At 67.4% G+C, this 18,187-nt stretch carries 11 protein-coding genes; 5 read left to right on the forward strand and 6 right to left on the reverse strand.

The window, feature by feature from the left end; all coding sequences use genetic code 11:
• Positions 1–59: 59 nt before the first annotated feature.
• Positions 60–1,571: a tryptophan halogenase family protein gene (locus tag MasN3_RS21715; RefSeq protein ID WP_281910167.1), complete on the reverse strand. Its 1,512-nt coding sequence runs from the start codon at positions 1,569–1,571 to the stop codon at positions 60–62.
• Positions 1,572–1,756: 185 nt separating this feature from the next.
• On the reverse strand, positions 1,757–4,672 hold the full coding sequence (locus tag MasN3_RS21720; protein WP_281910168.1) for a TonB-dependent receptor: 2,916 nt from the start codon (positions 4,670–4,672) through the stop codon (positions 1,757–1,759).
• A 554-nt stretch (positions 4,673–5,226) separates the two neighbouring features.
• Between MasN3_RS21720 and MasN3_RS21725 the strand changes: the two genes are divergently transcribed.
• Together MasN3_RS21725 and MasN3_RS21730 are read left to right on the forward strand one after the other, a co-directional pair.
• A complete protein-coding gene (locus MasN3_RS21725; RefSeq protein WP_281910170.1) occupies positions 5,227–7,089 on the forward strand; it encodes a glycoside hydrolase family 13 protein in 1,863 nt (620 codons plus the stop codon).
• Positions 7,086–9,989: an MGH1-like glycoside hydrolase domain-containing protein gene (locus MasN3_RS21730; protein WP_281910172.1), complete on the forward strand. Its 2,904-nt coding sequence runs from the start codon at positions 7,086–7,088 to the stop codon at positions 9,987–9,989. The genes MasN3_RS21725 and MasN3_RS21730 overlap by 4 nt, the downstream gene beginning before the upstream one ends.
• Before the next feature lie 121 nt (positions 9,990–10,110).
• Here the strand turns inward: MasN3_RS21730 and MasN3_RS21735 are convergent, their stop codons facing one another.
• The 4 genes from MasN3_RS21735 to MasN3_RS21750 all read right to left on the reverse strand — a co-directional run bounded on the left by MasN3_RS21735 (position 10,111) and on the right by MasN3_RS21750 (position 13,614).
• The gene (locus tag MasN3_RS21735) at positions 10,111–11,100 is read right to left on the reverse strand and encodes a diacylglycerol/lipid kinase family protein (protein ID WP_281910173.1); all 990 of its coding nucleotides are present in this window, start codon (positions 11,098–11,100) and stop codon (positions 10,111–10,113) included.
• Between the two features lie 71 nt (positions 11,101–11,171).
• Complete coding sequence (locus MasN3_RS21740) at positions 11,172–11,714, reverse strand: GNAT family N-acetyltransferase (protein WP_281910174.1); 543 nt, start codon at positions 11,712–11,714, stop codon at positions 11,172–11,174.
• Positions 11,711–12,235, reverse strand: coding sequence for a GNAT family N-acetyltransferase (locus tag MasN3_RS21745; protein ID WP_281910175.1), 525 nt, complete (start codon positions 12,233–12,235; stop codon positions 11,711–11,713). The genes MasN3_RS21740 and MasN3_RS21745 overlap by 4 nt, the downstream gene beginning before the upstream one ends.
• A 65-nt stretch (positions 12,236–12,300) precedes the next feature.
• On the reverse strand, positions 12,301–13,614 hold the full coding sequence (locus tag MasN3_RS21750) for an amidohydrolase family protein (RefSeq protein WP_281910177.1): 1,314 nt from the start codon (positions 13,612–13,614) through the stop codon (positions 12,301–12,303).
• Between the two features lie 200 nt (positions 13,615–13,814).
• On the opposite strand from MasN3_RS21750, the gene MasN3_RS21755 reads away from it, so the two are divergent.
• The 3 genes from MasN3_RS21755 (at position 13,815) to MasN3_RS21765 (ending at position 18,160) form a co-directional block, all read left to right on the forward strand.
• Positions 13,815–14,516, forward strand: a complete 702-nt coding sequence (locus MasN3_RS21755) for a phasin family protein (protein ID WP_281910178.1) — start codon at positions 13,815–13,817, stop codon at positions 14,514–14,516.
• A gap of 118 nt (positions 14,517–14,634) precedes the next feature.
• Positions 14,635–16,386: an ABC transporter ATP-binding protein gene (locus MasN3_RS21760; RefSeq protein ID WP_281910179.1), complete on the forward strand. Its 1,752-nt coding sequence runs from the start codon at positions 14,635–14,637 to the stop codon at positions 16,384–16,386.
• Entirely contained in the window at positions 16,376–18,160 is a 1,785-nt protein-coding gene (locus tag MasN3_RS21765) for an ABC transporter ATP-binding protein (protein WP_281910180.1), read from the forward strand. Before MasN3_RS21760 ends, MasN3_RS21765 begins: the two co-directional genes overlap by 11 nt.
• The last annotated feature ends 27 nt before the right edge of the window (positions 18,161–18,187 follow it).

The raw sequence follows: 18,187 nt of genomic DNA on the forward strand, positions 1-18,187 counted from the left end.
AAAAAACAGCGGCCCCATGCGCCTTCACGCATGGGGCCGCGAATGATACAGGGTATGCGCTACATTTTCTTGGCGGAACACATCTTGGCGATGTAGTCGTTGTGCGACGGCATCACGTCGACGCACTTGGCGATCACCCCGCGCACGCTCTCGAGGTACTCGGCGATGTCTTCCTCGGACTGCGCGTCGGCCAGCGGGTGGTAGCCGTCGATCGGCATGTTCTGCCCTTCGAAGACCTGGATCCAGCCGACTTCCGAAAACAGTTCGTTGTCGACGCGGACCACGCGGCCGTGCGCGCGGTACATGTCCATCTTGTGGCGCAGCGTGTCGGGAATCGCCATGTTGGCGCACTCTTTCCAGTATTCCGAGTCGGTGCGCTGGTTCAGGTGGTAGTGCAGGATGATGAAGTCGCGGATGCGCTCGTAGTCGAAGCGCGACTGGCGGTTGTACTCGTCGCGGTCGACGGCGCTCCAGCCGCGGTCCGGGAAGAAGTCGAGCAGGCGCTGGATGCCGGACTGGATCAGGTGGATGCTGGTCGACTCGAGCGGCTCCAGGAAGCCGCTGGCCAGGCCCAGCGCCACCACGTTGCGGTTCCAGGCGAGCTTGCGCATGCCGGTCTGGAACCGGATGAGGCGCGGCTCGGCCAGCGCCCGGCCATCCAGGTTGGCCAGCAGGGTAGCGGCGGCTTCGTCGTCGCTGATGAAGCGGCTGCAGTACACGTGGCCATTGCCGGTGCGGTGCTGCAGCGGGATGCGCCACTGCCAGCCCGACTTGTGCGCCGTCGAGCGGGTGTACGGCGTGATGACCGGCGCCGATTCGCAGGGCACGGCCAGCGCGCGGTCGGCCGGCAGCCAGCGCGACCAGTCCTCGTAGCCGGTTTCAAGAAGCTGTTCGATCAAGAGGCCGCGGAAGCCCGAGCAGTCGATGAACAGCTCGCCCTCGACGCGGGTGCCGTTTTCCAGTTCGAGCGCGTCGACGTGGCCGTCCGGCTCGCGCACGGTCGCCCGGGTAATCTTGCCTTCGATGCGCACCACGCCGCGCGCCTCCGACAGCTTGCGCAGGTACTTCGCGTACAGGCTGGCGTCGAAGTGGTAGGCATGGGCGATGTCGCGCAGCGGCGAATTCGGGACGTCGAAGCGCGCCGGCATGAATTTGTTGGCCTTCGAGGCCATGCGCGTGATCGAATATTCCTCGAGCGGCGCGGCCTTGCCCAGGCGGCGCATCTTCTGCCAGTACTGGTCGAAGGGCAGCGTGGCCAGGTCCTGGCCCAGGCGCCCGAAGCCGTGCATGTAGCGTTCGCCCAGCCGGCCCCAGTTGACGAACTCGATCCCCAGCTTGAAGCTGCCCTGGGTCTCGCGCATGAATTCGTTCTCGTCGATGCCGACCACGCGGTTGAAGCGCTGGATCATCGGGATGGTCGCTTCGCCGACGCCGACGATGCCGATCTCGTCCGACTCGACCAGGCGGATGTTGTAGCGGCCGTTGAGGATGGTCGACAGCGCCGCCGCGGTCATCCAGCCGGCGGTGCCGCCGCCGACGATGACGATGTCCTTGATTGGTTCGTTGTGCATGTAGTTACCCACTGGTTTTGTAGGGTGGTCGGCTCTGCCGACCGCGCGTTCAGCTCCGGCTTGCGCAGTAGCGGCGCCGCCACTTGTTGAACGCGCGGACGGCCCAGCCGTCCACCCTACGAAAAACGACCCCTGACAGGCAAGTGCCCGGCAGGGGTCGTTACTTTACCTCAGTTCAGCCCAGCTCAGAACTTGTAGCTGGCGCCGAAGTGGTAGGTACGGCCGTAGGCGCGGCGGTTCGACGGGTTGTTCTCGTCGTCGGTGAACTCGAGGAACGGTGCGTTGTTCCAGTTCTGCGCCTGGGCATACAGGCTCACGCCCTTCAGCCAACCGCGCTGGATCTCGTACGACGCCTGCAGGTCGACGATGGTCTCACCCTTGATAAAGGTGAGCTGCGCGTTGTCCTGGAAGTCCGAGACCTGGCCCAGGAAGCTCGAACGCTTGCGCGCCGCGGCGGCGATCTGGAAGCCGTTCTTCTCGTAGTACAGGCGCAGGTTGGTCACCTTGCGCGACAGGCCCGGCAGCGGGATGCTGGTCATGTCGCCGTTCACGTTGGCAAAGCCCGTTTCCGGCAGGTTCACGCTGCTCTTCGTGTCCGAGTGGTTGACCATCACGCCGAAGCCGTCCAGGTACTGGGTCAGCATCGAGAACGGCACGTTCACGGCCAGCTCGAAGCCCTTCAGGTTGCCACCGTCGCCGTTGACCGGCTGGGTGAACAGGCCCATGGTCGAGCCGGCGTACGGACCGGTCAGCGGCAGCGGGGTGGTCGGCGTGATGTACGGACGATAGTCGTACATGCGCGGCACGCGGATGATGTAGCTGTCGAGCTTCTTGTAGAAGTAGGCGGCGCTGATGTAGCCCTTGTTGCCGAAGTACTTCTCGTACGACAGGTCGAATGCCTTGGCGCGGAACGGCTTCAACTGCGGATTGCCGCCCGAACCGGTCAGGATCGACACGCCCTGCGATGCCAGGCCGAAGTTCTGGCCGGCGCGCAGGTCGTCCAGGTTGGCGCGCGAGACCACCTTGGCCAGGCCGAGGCGGACCATCTGCTCGTTCTGCAGGTCGAAGGACAGGTTGGCGCTCGGCAGGACATCCCAGTAGCTGTCGCTTTCGCTCACGCGCTGCGCCGGGCAGGTCTGCGCGGTGTTGCCGACGCAACGGGCCTTGTCGATGACGTAGCCGCCGCCGGTCTGGTTGGTGTGGATCGCCTGCAGGCCGACGTTGCCGCGGTAGCCCAGGCCGAACATCTCGCCTTCCAGGTCACCCATCACGTAGGCGGTGTTGATGCGCTCGCGCACGTCCCAGTACTTGTTGTAGATGTCGGCGTCGACCTTCTGCGCCAGTTCGTAGACCGAACCGAGCGAGCCGCGCGGATCCCACGACAGCACGTTGAAGCCCGAATTGCCGGCCTGGGCAGCCACGCCGCCCGGCATCGCCACGGCCGCGTACGGGCCGGCGCCACCCTTGATCACCAGGCGACCTTCGTCGCCGGTGCGCGCCTTGTCGCGCGAGGTGTGGTTGAAGCCGAAGCTGGCGCCGGTCAGCGGACCCCATTCGAGGCCGCGCTTGGCGGTCAGGCGCACGGCCTTGACGGTGTCTTCCACGTAAGGCTGGGCCAGGTAGCCTGCCTGCGGCGAGCCTTCGCCGCCCGACCAGCCCATCACGTCGGTCAGGCGCGCGACGCCGGCGTCGGCGTAGTTCGAGCCCGGGGTGTACTTCACTTCGGTGACGTTGCTGCCGTTGAAGTTGGTGTAGCGCAGGGTGTCCTGGGCGCGGCCGGCCAGACCGGCGGTGGTCTCGTAGCGCGAGCCCAGCTTGGTCGCCTTCGACCAGGTCAGGTCGGCGCTGGTGGTCCAGTCGGCGATCTTCAGCTCGCTGTTCCAGCCGATGGTCTTGAGGTCGTCTTCCGCGCCTTCGTAGTGGTTACGCACCACGCCTTTCCAGTTGCTCAGGGTGCCGCTGGTGGCGACGCCGTTCGACACGGTCGCCGCGCTCAGCACGTGCGGCAGCTCGTAGGCGCCGCCGCCGTTGTAGGCGACGCCGCCTTCGAAGCCGGTCTTCTTCTGGCCGGTTTCGCCGGCCGAGTAGAACAGGTCGACGGTCGACTTGAAGTTTTTATTCGGACGGAACTGCAGCGAGGCAAACGCGCCGTCACGCTCGTGCGAATCGGTCACGGTGTCGTAGCCGAAGCCGCCCGGGGTCTTGACCTTGCCACCGTTGAAGTCCATCTCCGCGGTGCCCCAGGAGTTGAAGGTGGTCTGGCCGCCGCCGGTCTCTTCGTAGCGGGTGAAGCCCATGGCCACGCCGATGGTGCGGTTCGCGAACTGGTCGATGTACGACAGGGTGGCGCGCTTGCCGTCGCCTTCCGGCAGTCCGTCCGGGTGCTTCACGCCCAGGCGGGTCTTCTTGTAGCTGACGGCGACGGTGCGCTTGCCGAAGTCCAGCGGCTGCACGGTGCGCAGGTCGATGGTCGAGGCCAGGCCCTGGCCGATGACGCTGGCGTCCGGGGTCTTGTACATGACGATGGAACCCATCAGTTCGGCCGGGAACAGGTCGAACTCAGGCGAGCGGGCGTTGCCGGTCGAGGCCATTTCGCGGCCGTTCAGCAGGGTGCCGTTGAAGCTCGGCGCCAGGCCGCGCACCGAGATGTCCGAGGACTTGCCCGAGCTGCGGCCGCGCTGGGCCGACACGCCCGGCAGGCGCGAGATCGAATCGGCGACGCTCTGGTCCGGCAGCTTGCCGATGTCTTCGGCCGAGATGGCTTCGACGATCGAGCTGGAATTCTTCTTGATCGAGATGGCCGCTTCGATGCCGCGGCGGATACCGGTCACCTGGACGGTGGCGACGCCCGGCTGGACGTTCGCAGTGGCGCCCGCAGGCGTCGGCTCGGCGGCGGCAGCCGCCTGCTCGGCCGAATTCGGCTGGGTGGCGACGCTCGACGTGGCGCTGGTGGTCGTGGTGGTGTTGTCCTGCGCGGTCGCTTGCGCGTAGGCGCTGCCCGCGAACACGGACAGGAAGACTGCGCAGCCGGCGGCAACCGGGCTCAGCTGGAATGCAAGGCGGGCCGGCTCACCAGCGCGCTTGGTTGCGAAGATATTCATTTGTCCCCTCAATAAAGACACAATAATTTTTTCCCGAAACTACAGCGCGACAGGCAGCTGCACGCCAGCCTCAAGCAAACGTCTTTGGACGTTCTGTCAAGGATTCTGTATTAAAACTAGATGCACTGTCAACGGGAGTTGCTTGTTACTACGATAATGGCACGTTTTTCCGAAAATCGGCAGCAGAGCACGGCTTTTCCGTTGTATTTGGGCTACAAGGATGCATATAAACCACTGTAGTCGGACTACAAATGCACTCTTAGGCAGCATCCGGGCGGAAAGATGCACCATGCCGGTGCACGCTTGGGGACCGGAAAGCCGAGAAAAACCAGAAAAATTCCTTACAGAAAAATTATTTGAACTGACGAATCTGTACTTTGACTAGATTCCGAACAGGCAATGTATTTGTACCATGTAGTCGCTTCATAGTATTCTCGCCGCAACACAACCAAGCGCGGCACTACTCTCTCCTCCTGATTCGGCTGCAAACTGTAGTCTGACTACGCAGGCGTATTCAAGCCGCATACAGGTGGCGGAGAGAAGCCCAGATACCCATGAAACTTTTCTTCGCCACCTTGCTGGTCGGCAGTGCCGCCCTGAGCCCCTTTGCCGCCCAGGCCCAGTCTCCCGCGATCGCCCACATGGAGCCGCCCTTCTGGTGGACCGGCATGCAGCACAAGGGCTTGCAGCTGATGGTGCACGGCGAGCGCATCGCGGACCTGGAGCCTGCCCTCGCCTATCCGGGTGTGCGCATCGCCTCGGTGACCCGGGTCCCCAGCAGGAACTTCCTGTTCATCGACCTCGAGATCGGCGAGGAAGCACGGCCGGGCAAGTTCGACATCGTGTTCAAGGGCGCGGGCCGCCAGGCCAGCTACGCCTACCAGCTGCTGGCGCGCGAGCCCGGCTCAGCCCAGCGCCGCGGCTTCGACAGCAGCGACGCGATCTACCAGGTCATGCCGGACCGCTTCGCCAACGGCGACCCCGGCAACGACAGCACCCCGGACACGCTGGAGAAGGCAAACCGTGCGGACGGCTCGGGCCGTCACGGCGGCGACATCCAGGGCATCGTCAAGCGCCTCGACTACATCCAGCGCATGGGCTTTACCCAGCTGTGGCCGACGCCGCTGGTCGAGAACAATATGCCGGCCTACTCCTACCACGGCTACGCCGCCACCGACCATTACCGCATCGATCCGCGCTACGGCAGCAACGAGGACTTCCGCCGCTTGTCGCAGGAGGCGAAGAAGCGCGGCATCGGCCTGATCCAGGACGTGGTGCTGTCGCACATCGGCAGCTCGCACTGGTGGATGAAGGACCTGCCGACCCCGGACTGGGTCAACTACGGCGGCAAGTTCGTGCCCACCCAGCACCACCGCGTCGCCGTGCAGGACCCGTACGCCTCGAAGGAAGACGCCGACAACTTCACGCGCGGCTGGTTCGTCGAGACCATGCCCGACCTGAACCAGTCGAACCCGCTGGTGGCGAACTACCTCATCCAGAACAACATCTGGTGGATCGAGTATGCCGGCCTGTCGGGACTGCGGATCGATACCTTCGGCTATTCGGACGGCGCCTTCCTGAGCGAATACACGCGGCGCCTGATGGCCGAGTACCCGAAGCTGAACATGGTCGGCGAAGAATGGAGCAAGCTGGTGCCAGTGGTGGCGCGCTGGCAGCGCGGCAAGCAGAACTTCGACGGCTATTCGGCCTCCACCCCGAGCCTGATGGACTTCCCGCTGGCCGAAGCCATGCGCACGGCACTCAGCGACAACAAGGGCGGCGACGTCTTCACCGACGTCTACGAGACGCTCTCGCTCGACTACCTGTACCCGGAACCGGGCAACCTGGTGCTGTTCGAGGCCAACCACGACGTCGCGCGCATCTGGAGCGAACTGGGCGAAGACTTCGACCGCTACCGGATGATGATGGTGTTCCTGATGACGATGCCGCGCATCCCGCAGCTGTACACCGGCGACGAGATCCTGATGACCAGCGCCACCGGCGAGCGCGACGACGCCAGCTACCGCCGCGACTTCCCCGGCGGCTGGGCCGGCGACCGGGTCGACGCCTTCACCGGCAAGGGCCTCACGGCGCAGCAGCGCGCGGCCCAGGAGCTGGTGCGCAAGCTGGCCAACTGGCGCAAGGGCCAGCCGGTGATCCACAGCGGCAAGCTGATGCATTACGGCCCGCGCGACAATACCTATGTCTACTTCCGCTACGACGACGACAAGAAGGTGCTGGTCGCCTTCAACAACAACCCGAAGGAGATGGTGCTGGACACCCACCGCTTCCGCGAGATGCTGGCCGGGGTGCCGGGCGGCGTCGATGTCCTGAGCGGCAAGCGTTTCGAGCTGGGCAAGGAGCTGCGCCTGCCGGCAAAGGCAAGCCTGATCCTGGAACTGGAGGCGGCACAATGAAGCGCAGCCTGCTGGCCACCGCCGCCTTCCTGGCCTGCCTGGGCGCGAGCGCACAGGACAAGGAACTGTACATCCGCGGCGCCTTCAACGGCTGGGGTACCGACAACGCGCTCGCCCACAAGGGCCAGGGCGTCTACGAGGCCGACATCCTGGTCAGTCCCGGCAACCATGCATTCAAGGTGGGCAGCCGCGACTGGAGCGACGAGTGGGTGCTTGATGCCAACAAGAGCGTGACGGTGGCGCCGAACACGCCCTACCGGCTCGCGACCCAGGCCGGCCCGGAAGACTACCTGTTCGTGCGCCGCACCGGCACCTACCGCTTCACGGTGGACGCCTCCAACCCGGCCGCGCCGAGCCTGCGCGTGCTGCGCCTGGACACGCCGCAGGCGGCAGGCACCGCCGACCCGCACGCCGGGCACGCCGCCGTCGCGACGCTCCAGTGGCCGACCTGGGACGGCAAACGGGAAACGGCGCGCTTCTCCTCGCCCGACCCCGGTGCGCCGCTGCGCCGCTATGTCCACTCCACCACCCTGAGCCTGCGCGATCCCGGCCCACAGCACAGCGACTACGCCGAGCAGCCCGGCCTGCCGCGCATCCGCACCGGCAACCTGGCCTTCGATGCCCTGTTCGCGCTGGCCGGCGCCGAGATGCGCCAGGACTCGGTCAGCCATATCCGCGACGGCAACTACAACGGCGGCGCCGCCATCGCCTGCGAGTGCTTCGCGACCGGCGAGAAGTGGCACTACGTGTGGACCCGCGACCTGTCGTATGCGGCCGACCTGGGCCTGGCCCTGCTCGACCCGCAGCGGGTGCGCAACTCGCTCGAATTCAAGCTGTCCGGCTGGCGCAAGGGCGTGCCGGTCGCGCCCCAGGTCGCCGGCAAGGGTGACGCAACTGAGGACGGCCTGCAGATCGTGCAGGACACCGGCAGCGGCGGCAGCTGGCCGGTCAGCACCGACCGCGTCACCTGGGCCTTCGCGGCCGAGGAAACCCTGCGCGCCCTGCCCGCCCGGGAACGCGCCGCGTTCGCACGGCGCGCGCTGCCGGCGCTCGTCAACACGATCGAGAACGACCGCATCGCCGCCTTCGATGCGAAGACCGGCCTGTACATGGGCGAGCAGTCCTTCCTCGACTGGCGCGACCAGAGCTACGCGTCGTGGATCCCGGGCGAACTGGCCTTCATGTCGACCTCGAAGTCGCTGTCGACCAACGTCGGCCACGTCCAGGCCCTGAAGCTGGCATCGACCCTGGCGCGCGGGCAAGGCGACCAGGCCCGGGCGGAGCGCTACGCCAAGTGGGCAGACGCGCTGACCCGCGCCATCAATTCCCAGCTCTGGCTGGACGATGCCGGCATGTACAGCAGCCTGACCGCCGGTCACTTCGACGGCGCGCCGATGCACAAGTTCGACTGGCTCGGCCAGTCGCTCGCCATCATCAGCGGCGTCGCCAGCGAGGAACGCGCGCGCTCGATCCTGGCGCGCTACCCGCACGGGCCGATGGGCGCGCCGGTCATTTGGCCGCAGCAGCCGGACATGCCGGTCTACCACAACCGCGCCCTGTGGCCCTTCGTCACGGGCTACGGCCTGCGGGCGGCCACCCACGCGAAGAACGTGGCGGTGGCCGATGCGGCCTACGACTCGCTGATGCGCGGCGCGGCCCTGAACATGTCGAACATGGAGAACCTCGAGTGGCTGTCCGGCCAGCCGCTGCTGCTCGACGAACGCAAGCCGAACCTGATCGGGCCGGTGATCAACTCGCGGCGCCAGCTGTGGTCCGTGGGAGCCTATCTGGGCATGGTGGTGGGCGAGGTGTTCGGGGTATCGCTCCAGGACGATGCGCTGGCCTTGCGCCCCTTCGTCACCGCCAGATTGCGCCGCGAGATGTTCGCGGCATCGAACGAGATCGCCCTGCACGATCTGCGCCTGCACGGCAAGCGCGTCGACGTACGCCTGCGGCTGCCGGCGGCAAGCCGGGCAGACGGCTACTACCTGGTCGACCAGGTCCTGCTGAATGGCCAGGCAAGCGGCGACAGCATTCCCCTTGCGCGGCTCCAGGACCGGAACCAGGTCGAGATCGTGCTCGGCCGGCTGGCGCCCGGGCAGCAGGACATCCGCCGCGTGAAGGACGATCCGTACGCGGACGGCGGCGCCACCTTCGGCCCGCGCGAACCCACGATCGCGGCATTGAAGCGCGACGCCAAGGGCGTGACGCTGCAGATCGCGGGCGCCCCGGAGGAACAAGGCGTGAGCTACAGCGTGTACCGCGACGGCAAGCGCGTGGCCGAGGGCCTGCCTGCGGGCAGCTGGATCGATCGATCCGCGAACGCCTTCGGCTGCTATGCGGTGGAAGCGCAGGCCGCGGCCAGCAACAACCGCAGCCACCACAGCGCCCCGCGCTGCGTCGACGCCGGCATCGAGATCGCCGTCACCGATGCGCGCACCGTCTCCAACCTGAAGCCGGTTGCGCCGACTGCCCGCTTCCCGAGCCCGCGCCTGCAAGCCTGGGGCCGGCCGGGCGACCGCTTCGCCGTCGACCGCATCGCCATCCCCGCGGCCGGCAACTACCAGGTGCAGGTCCGTTACCACAACGCGGCCAACCAGGTGAACCTGGGCATCAGCGGCGGCGTGAAGTGGCTGGCCGTGAAGGACGGGCGCGGCCGGATCGTGGCGCAGGGTGTGGTGCAGTTGCCGCATGCGCCGCTGACGAAGGCGAATACCCCCAGCGTGTATTCGACGCCGCTGGCGGCGCGCCTGGGGCGCGGCAGCTACCGCATCGAGATGAGCGACTTCTACAATATGAGCTATCTCGACAGCAATAGCAGCTTCAGCGCGGCGGGTGGCCTCACGGGACCGTCGAACCGCTTCGACATCTATGGGGTCCGCCTGCTCAGGACGAATTAACGTAGGGTGCACGGCTTTGCCGTGCGCGCGTTCAGCTCCGCTATGCGCTGCGACGAAGCTTCTGGCAGTTGAACGCGCGGTCGGCAGAGCCGACCACCCTACGAAACCCCGAGGTGCATAATCAGGCGGCTTCGGCCGCGCCGGGGACCGGCCGCGCTTCCTTGCGCGACGGTCCCTGCGTCATCAGGAGCAGCCGCCCTTCCAGCACGCGGAACTCGAGCGGCATGGCCATCGTCTCCACCTCGCCGTCGGCCGCGACCTTCATGCGCTTGCGGCCGTAGACCGAGGGCGTGCGCACCAGCAGGCGCTTGAAGGCAAAAGCTTCGACCTCGTCGTCGTCGCCCAGGCGCCCCAGCATGCCGCGCACCAGCAGGCGCAGCAGGCCCAGCTTGCCCATCGGCCGCGGGGCGATGCCGACCAGTTGCCCGTCCTCCACCGCCTCGATCAGGCCGTCGCGCATCCCGACCTGCTCCAGCTGCAGGCGATTATTCCCTACGAACAAGGTTGTAGTCCGCAGGCGGCGCTCCTTGCCGTCGAGTTCGAGCGTGATGCGCAGGTGCCGGTGCGGACGCAGCGCCATCTTGATGGCCGAGAAGAACGCGACGACGCGGCTGCGCCCATAGTGGCGCTTGTCGTGCTCGCGCTCCTCGAGCAGTTTCGGGTACAGGCCGACGCTGGCATTGACGAGGAAAATCTTGTTGTTGAGCAGCCCTACCTGCACCGGCTGCAGCGTCGCCCGCAGCAGCGCGTAGACGGCCTCGGCCAGGTCTTCGGGAATGCCGTGGGTACGGCCAAAATAGTTAAATGTTCCTTGCGGCAAGACGCCGAACGGGCAGCCCGCCAGCACGGCTTCATGCGCCACCGTGTTGATGGTGCCGTCGCCGCCCGCCGCCACCAGGATGCCGCCTTCGGCCGTGGCGCGCGCCGCCATGGCGCGCGCCTTCCCGGCCAGTTCGGACGGATCGTCGACCAATTCCAAGGCGCAACTGCGGCCGGAGGAGGCCAGCACGCTCTCGATGGTCGAGCGCCTCAGTTCGGTCTCGGAATGGCCGGAACCGGCGTTGAGGACGATGAAAAACGGCGCATCGGGGCGTGGCTCGGTGATCGGCATCGACGGTTCGCTTGATCGGTTGGTGGAGGTGCAGGCAATCCTACCACCACCGCCGCGCCGCACAAGGTGCGCTAACGCGCCTCCGGCAAGTCCATCCGGTACAGGTTCAGTGCGGGCTCGCCCGCCACCACGGTTCGCATTCCGACGAAGCGCATCCCCAGCCTGAGCAGCAGCGCGATCGAGGGGGCGTTGCCCGGCGTGGTGATGGCCGCCAGCCGCGCGATGCCGAGCGTGCGCGCATGCGCGACCACGGCCCGGGCGGCTTCGAAGGCATAGCCCCGGCCGCGGTGGCGCGCCAGGAAGGCGTAGCCGAGGTCGACGTCTTCCAGCGCCTCGCGCTTGATCAGGCCGGACAGGCCGACCGGCACCGCCTCGCCGCCCTCCCCGCAGGCTTCGACCAGGTACATGGAATGGCCGCGCGTGCGCTGCATCGCCATCGGCCCGTCCTCGATCGCTTGCACCGCCGCGGCGAGGCTGCGCACGCCGCGGTCGCCGATATGCCTGATGAAGGCGGGATCGTTGAACAGTTCCAGGAACACCGGTGCGTCGCCCGTGTCGGCCAGGCGCAGGCGCAGGCGTTCGGTACGCAGGACTTCGCGCGGGTGCGGCCTCACGCGTCCGCCGTCGGCCAGTGGTCGGGGTCCTGCAGCAGCTGGTACATGACGTAGGCGTCCACGTAGCCGAGGCGCTTGTGGCGGTAGGCCTTGGGCAGGGTGCCGACGATCGAGAAACCGAGCTTCTTCCACAGCCGGATGGCGGCGGTATTGGTGCTCACGACATAGTTGAACTGCATGGCCAGATAGCCCTGGCGGCGCGCCTCGAGCAGGCTGTGCTCGCCGAGCAGGCGCCCGACGCCGGCCCCCTGCGCCGAGGGGCTGACCATGTAGGACGCATTGGCCACGTGGTGGCCGCGCCCGACCTGGTTCTGCACCAGGCGGTACATGCCGAGCACGCGCGTCCCGCTGGCCGCGACGAAGGCGGTCACCTCGGGGCCGAGCCAGTAGGCGTGGCCGGCCTCGCGCGTGGTGGCGGTGGTGAAGGGATAGGTTTCGCCGGCCGCGACGTGGGCGCAGAAGATGTTCCACATCGCATCGAAATCTTGCTCGCCGGCAGGGCGGATCTGGATGTCTTTCACGGCTGTCGGAAGCGTATTGACCGAACTTGAAAGCGTTCTATTCTAGCTCCAAATTGTCAGCACGTTCACGAATCGTGCGCAGGTTTTCGATCATATGCCGCGCCCTGCTGCGGCATCCGGAAGTCGGTGGCGGCGGGCCGTCCGGGCAGGTGCAGGCTCACCCGGGCAGATGGCGCCTCGGCCACCACGGCGCCGCGCCGCACTACCAGCTTGCGCGCCGCGCGCAGGCGGATCGCTTCGATCGTGGAGCCAGCGTCCAGCAGCACCAGGTCGGCCCAGCAGCCCGGCGCCAGTCCATAGCCTTCGAGGCCGAGGATGCGCGCCGGGGTCTCGGTGACCGCCAGGAAGCACTGGTGCATCGCCTCCACCCCGGTCATCTGCGCCACGTGCAGTCCCATGTGCGCCACTTCCAGCATGTCGCCCGAGCCCATGCCGTACCAGGGATCGAGCACGCAATCGTGGCCGAAGGCGACGTCCACGCCGGCCGCCAGCAGTTCCGGCACCCGGGTCATGCCGCGCCGCTTCGGGTAGGTGTCGTGGCGGCCCTGCAGGGTGATGTTGATGAGCGGATTGGCGATCGCCGCGACGCCGCTTTCCGCGATCAGGGGCAGCAGCTTGCTCACATAGTAGTTGTCCATCGAGTGCATCGAGGTCAGGTGCGAGCCGGCCACCAGGCCCTGCATGCCCAGGCGCCGGGTTTCGGACGCCAGGGTCTCGATGTGGCGCGACATCGGGTCGTCGGTCTCGTCGCAGTGCATGTCCACGCGCCGGTCCTGCTGGGCGGCGAACTCGCACAGCAGGCGGATCGATTCGCTTCCTTCGGCCATGGTGCGCTCGAAGTGCGGAATGCCGCCGACCACGTCCACGCCCATTGCGATCGCGCGTTTCAGGTTGTCGAAGGCCCCCGGGCTGCGCAGCAGGCCGTCCTGGGGAAAGGCGACCAGTTGCAGGTCGAGGTAGGGCGCCACCTGGCAGCGCACTTCCAGCAGCGCTTCGACGGCCAGCAGGCGGTCATCGCAGACGTCGACGTGGGTGCGGATCGCCAGCAGGCCGCGCGCCACCGCCCAGTCGCAGTAGCGCAAGGCGCGCTCGACGATGGCATCCTGCGCCAGCTGGGGTTTCAGCTCTCCCCAAAGGCGGATCCCTTCGAGCAGGGTGCCGCTGCGGTTCACCCGCGGCAGCCCGAAGCTGAGGGTGGAATCCATGTGGAAGTGCGCATCCACGAACGGCGGGCTGACCAGGTCGCCGTCGGCGTCGATCTCGCGCGCGCCCTGCGCACCCAGGCGCTTTTCCACGGCCACGATGCGTTCGCCGTTGATGCCGATGTCGATGCCGCGGCTGCCGTCCGGCAGGGTGGCGTTGCGAATCACGAGATCCATGCGCGCTCCTCCTTTTGTCCCTCCGATTGTAACCATTTCCTGGAAGACTGGACGGTCAAGCAAATTCCACATGGGTCAATAATGCTGCAACGCAAGATTTCTATAACTAAAGAACACAATAAGTGGTTTGCAACACCGGCCATTCATGGCTACACTAGTTATATTGCAGTGCGCCATAAAATGACTGACAAGGAAATCTCATGACTTCAATCAGCGACCAGTTTTCCGCAGTACGCAAGGCCCAGTTCGACGCGCAGTTCGATTTCTTCAATGCCATCGCCACCCAGACCCTCGAGAGCGCCAGCCGCGTGGCCGCCCTCAACATGGCGGTCTCGCGCGACGCCGTCCAGCGTTCGCTGGGCGCCTCGTTCGCACTGATGAACTCGCGCGACCCACGCGATGTGCTCAGCCTTGGCGGCCAGGCCGAGGAAGGTTTCCGCAGCCTGTTCGCCTATGGCCGCGAACTGCTCGGCATCGCCGCCGGCGTGCGCCCGCATGCCGTGCGCCCACAGGCGCTGTCGGCGCCGCAGGCCATCGAGACCGTGGAAGTGGTCGAGCGCGGCGTCGCCGAGGTCCAGGCCGCGACAGCGGCGGCCGTCGAATCCATCGCCGAGCCTGCCGTGCCGGCGGCGCACCCGGTGTCCGCGTTCGCTCCCGTGACCGAACCGGTGGTCGTGGCCGACGCTTCGGCCACGTTTGAAGCAGACACGGAAGCGCTGGCCGCCGAGCCGCTTCCGGTGGCCGAACCGAGCGCCATCGCCAAGGCGGCCGGCAAGGGCGCGGCGCGCGCGGCCGCCGTGCCCCATCCTGCCGCGGCACCGGTGGCCGAGCTGGCCAAGGACGCTGGCGCCCAGGCACCGAAGCTGGTCCCCGCCGCGGCCGCGCCCAAGCGCAAGAAATAAACTTGCAGCACGGACGCGGCTGCGTCCGCTTAGCAAAGCGACTACACTAGCGGGCTTCGGCCCGCTAGTGTTTTTGTGCGATTCAATAGTGCGGGCCGCACCAATCTCAAGGAACAACATGAGTCTCGCAAGGCTGATCGGCGGCTTCGTCCGCCGGCATTGGCATGCCTATGTGTCGTCGGCCTTCATGCTGGCCGGCGTCGCCATCTGCACGGTCTTGATTCCGCGCAAGGTCGGCGCCCTGGTCGACGGACTGGCCGCCCAGAACCTCGACCAGGACGCGCTGCTGCTCGGGCTGGCCCAGCTGCTCGGCCTGGGCCTGGCCATCTATGTGCTGCGGGTCGGCTGGCGCATCCGCCTGTATTCGGCCGCCTACAACCTGGGCGTCGAGCTGCGCACGCGCCTGTACGCGCGCCTGGCCGCGCAAGGGCCGGGCTTCTACCAGCGCCAGCGCACCGGCGACCTGATGGCGCTCGCCACCAACGACATCGACGCCATCGAGATGGCGGCCGGCGAAGCGATGCTGGCCGGCTTCGACGGCACCCTGACCCTGGTCATGGTGCTGGGCATCATGACCCTCGGGGTCGATGCGCGCCTGGCCGGCGTCGCCCTGCTGCCCTTCCCGCTGATGGCCTTCGCGTTCTGGCGCATCTCGCGCCAGGTGCACACGGCGGAAGCCGATGCGCTCAAGCGCTTCTCGGCGCTCAACGACCACGTGCAGGAATCGCTGTCGGGCGTGCGCACCCTGCGCGCCCTCGGCCTGGAGGAGCGCAGCGCTTCCCAGTTCAGCGAACTGGCCGGCAAGGCGGCCGACGCCAGCCTCGATGCCCAGCGCTGGGAAGCGGCCTACGAACCGGCGGTCGGCCTGACCCTGACGGCGGCCACCGGCCTGACCCTGGGCCTGGGCGGCTACCTGGTCTGGAACGGCCAGCTGACGGTGGGCGCGCTCACCAGCTTCTCGATGTACCTGGGCCAGCTGATCTGGCCGATGTTCGCGGCCGGCTGGGTGCTGTCGCTGATCGAGCGCGGACGCGCCGGCCTGGCGCGCCTGCAGCCGCTGCTCGACGCGCCGCTCACGGTGGAAGACAGCGGCACGTTCGAGCAGGTGGGCCGCGGCGCGCTGGTGCTCGATGGCGTCAGCTTCGCCTACGGCGAGGCCGGGCACCCTGCCCTCGACGGCGTGTCGGTGCGGGTGGAGCCGGGCCAGACCCTGGGCCTGGTCGGCCCGACCGGCGCCGGCAAGTCGACCCTGCTGCGGGTGCTGCTGCGCCAGGCCACGCCGCAGCGCGGCAGCGTCACCTGGGCCGGCCATCCGTTGGAAAGCTACCGGCTGGACGCCCTGCGCGCGGCGATGAGCTGGGTGCCCCAGGAATCCTTCCTGTTCTCGGCGACGATCGCCGAGAACATCGCCCTGGCCCGCCCGGGCGCCTCGCGCGCCGAGATCGAGGACGCGGCCAGGATGGCCTCGATCCACGACGACATCCTGCGCTTCCCCTACGGCTACGACACGCCGGTGGGCGAAAAAGGCATCACCCTGTCGGGCGGCCAGCGCCAGCGCGTGGCGATCGCGCGCGCCCTGCTGGCCGACAGCGCGCTGCTGCTGCTCGACGATGCCCTGTCGGCGGTGGACACCGGCACCGAAACCCGGATCCTGGAACACCTGGACGAGCTGCGCGCGGCCAGGCCCGAACGCGCCGCCATCATCGCCAGCCACCGGCTGTCGGCGGTGGCCGGGGCCGACCACATCGTGGTGCTGCGCGAAGGCCGGGTCGTCGAATCCGGCACCCACGACGAACTGCTGCTGCTCGACGGCTGGTATGCCAGCCAGTGGCGCTATCAACAACTGGAGGCCAGCATCGATGCAGAGTGATACCACCCCGGTCCCGATGCGCGCGCAGACCGCGCAGGCCGCCGGCCTGCTGCGCCGCGCCGCCCACCCCGACCGCCGCCATCTGTACTGGGCCACCTTCTGGCTGGTGATCGCCGCCGCCCTCGAAGTGCTCGGCCCCCTGCTCGGCAAGGCCCTGATCGACGACCACCTCCTGACCCGCAACCTCGACTGGCCGCGCATGTCGCTGCTGCTCGGCGGCCTGGTGATCACCGGCTGGGCCTCGTCCTGGATCCGCTACCTGCAGCTGATCCGCCTGTCGGGCCTGGCGATGCGCTCGGTGCGGCGCCTGCGCGAATGGGTCTACGGCCACGTGCTGCGCCTGCCGATGGCGTTTTTCGACCGTGCCATCACCGGCCAGCTGGTGAGCCGCGTGACCAACGACACCGAGGCGGTCAAGACCCTCTACATCCAGGTGCTGTTCGTGATGCTCGATTCGAGCATCGTGCTGGTCGGAACATTGACGGCGATGGCCTGGCTCGACTGGCGCCTGATGCTGGTGGTGCTGGCCCTGGTGCCGGCGGTGGTCGGCATCGTCTGGCTCTACCAGCGCCTGTCGGCGCCGGCCGTCACGCGCGCCCGCGCCCTGCGCAGCGACATCAACGGCCAGATGGCGGAATCGATCGGCGGCATGAGCGTCCTGCAGGCCAGCAATGCGCAGGGGCGCTTCGGCGAGCGCTTCCTGCACACCAACCGCTCGCACCGCAAGGCGCGCCTGGCCGAGCTGAAGGCCAACGCCTTCCTGCTGCGTCCGGCCCTCGATCTGCTCAACGTGGTGCTGCTCACCATCGTGATCTACGGCTTCGGCCAGCGCCAGCTGAACGCGGTGGAAGTGGGCGTGCTGTACGCCTTCATCAGCTACATCGCGCGGGTGGTCGAGCCGCTGATCCAGATCACCATGCAGTTCAGCGGCCTGCAGCAGGCGGTGGTCGCCACCGCACGCGTCTCGACCCTGCTCGACGAAGCCGGGGCGGCCGAACACGCGCAGGGGCGCGTCGGCAACGAGGCGGCTTTTGACGCGCGGGCGCCGGCGGTGCGGGTGCGCGACCTGAACTTCGCCTATGTGGAAGGCCAGCGCGTCCTGCACGAGCTCTCGCTCGACATCCCGCAGGGCGCCTTCTTCGGCATCGTCGGCCATACCGGCAGCGGCAAGTCGACCCTGCTCTCGCTGCTGCTGCGCTACTACACGCCGGACCAGGGGAGCATCGAGATCGGCGGCCTGCCGCTGGCCTCGATCGGCAACGAGCGCTTCCGCAGCGAGGTGGGCCTGGTGCCGCAGGATCCCTTCATCCTGGCGGCGACCGCGCGCGAGAACATCGACATGGGGCGCGGCTTGTCGATGGCCCGCATCGAAGCGGCGGCGCGCGCGGCCCATGCGCACGGTTTCATCGCGGCGCTGGAACAGGGTTACGAGACCCAGCTGGGCGAAGGCGGCTCGCGCCTGTCCTCGGGCCAGAAGCAGCTGCTGGCGGTCGCGCGCGCGCTGGCGGGCGAGCCGCGCATCCTGCTGCTGGACGAAGCGACTTCGCGCATCGACAGCGCCACCGAGCAGACCGTGCAGGAAGCGCTGGAGGAACTGCGCGGCAAGGTCACCATCATCGCGATCGCGCACCGGCTGTCGACCATCCGCGCGGCCGACCGCATCATCGTGCTCAACCACGGGCGCATCCTTGAAGCCGGCTCGCACGAGGACCTGATGCGCATCGAAGGCGGGCTGTACCAGCGCCTGTACCTGCTGCAGCAGATCGCAGTGTAGGGTGGCCGGCTTCGCCGACCGCGCGTT

The sequence above is a fragment of the Massilia varians genome, assembly GCF_027923905.1.
GTDB lineage: Bacteria > Pseudomonadota > Gammaproteobacteria > Burkholderiales > Burkholderiaceae_D > Telluria > Telluria varians_B.

What these genes read in the sequence shown, in the direction of transcription:
- MasN3_RS21715 (WP_281910167.1), bottom strand. Translation starts at nt 1,571, where the DNA reads ATGCACAACGAACCAATCAAGGACATCGTCATCGTCGGCGGCGGCACC.
- MasN3_RS21765 (WP_281910180.1), top strand. Translation starts at nt 16,376, where the DNA reads ATGCAGAGTGATACCACCCCGGTCCCGATGCGCGCGCAGACCGCGCAG.
- MasN3_RS21760 (WP_281910179.1), top strand. Translation starts at nt 14,635, where the DNA reads ATGAGTCTCGCAAGGCTGATCGGCGGCTTCGTCCGCCGGCATTGGCAT.
- MasN3_RS21720 (WP_281910168.1), bottom strand. Translation starts at nt 4,672, where the DNA reads ATGAATATCTTCGCAACCAAGCGCGCTGGTGAGCCGGCCCGCCTTGCA.
- MasN3_RS21750 (WP_281910177.1), bottom strand. Translation starts at nt 13,614, where the DNA reads ATGGATCTCGTGATTCGCAACGCCACCCTGCCGGACGGCAGCCGCGGC.
- MasN3_RS21730 (WP_281910172.1), top strand. Translation starts at nt 7,086, where the DNA reads ATGAAGCGCAGCCTGCTGGCCACCGCCGCCTTCCTGGCCTGCCTGGGC.
- MasN3_RS21735 (WP_281910173.1), bottom strand. Translation starts at nt 11,100, where the DNA reads ATGCCGATCACCGAGCCACGCCCCGATGCGCCGTTTTTCATCGTCCTC.
- MasN3_RS21725 (WP_281910170.1), top strand. Translation starts at nt 5,227, where the DNA reads ATGAAACTTTTCTTCGCCACCTTGCTGGTCGGCAGTGCCGCCCTGAGC.
- MasN3_RS21755 (WP_281910178.1), top strand. Translation starts at nt 13,815, where the DNA reads ATGACTTCAATCAGCGACCAGTTTTCCGCAGTACGCAAGGCCCAGTTC.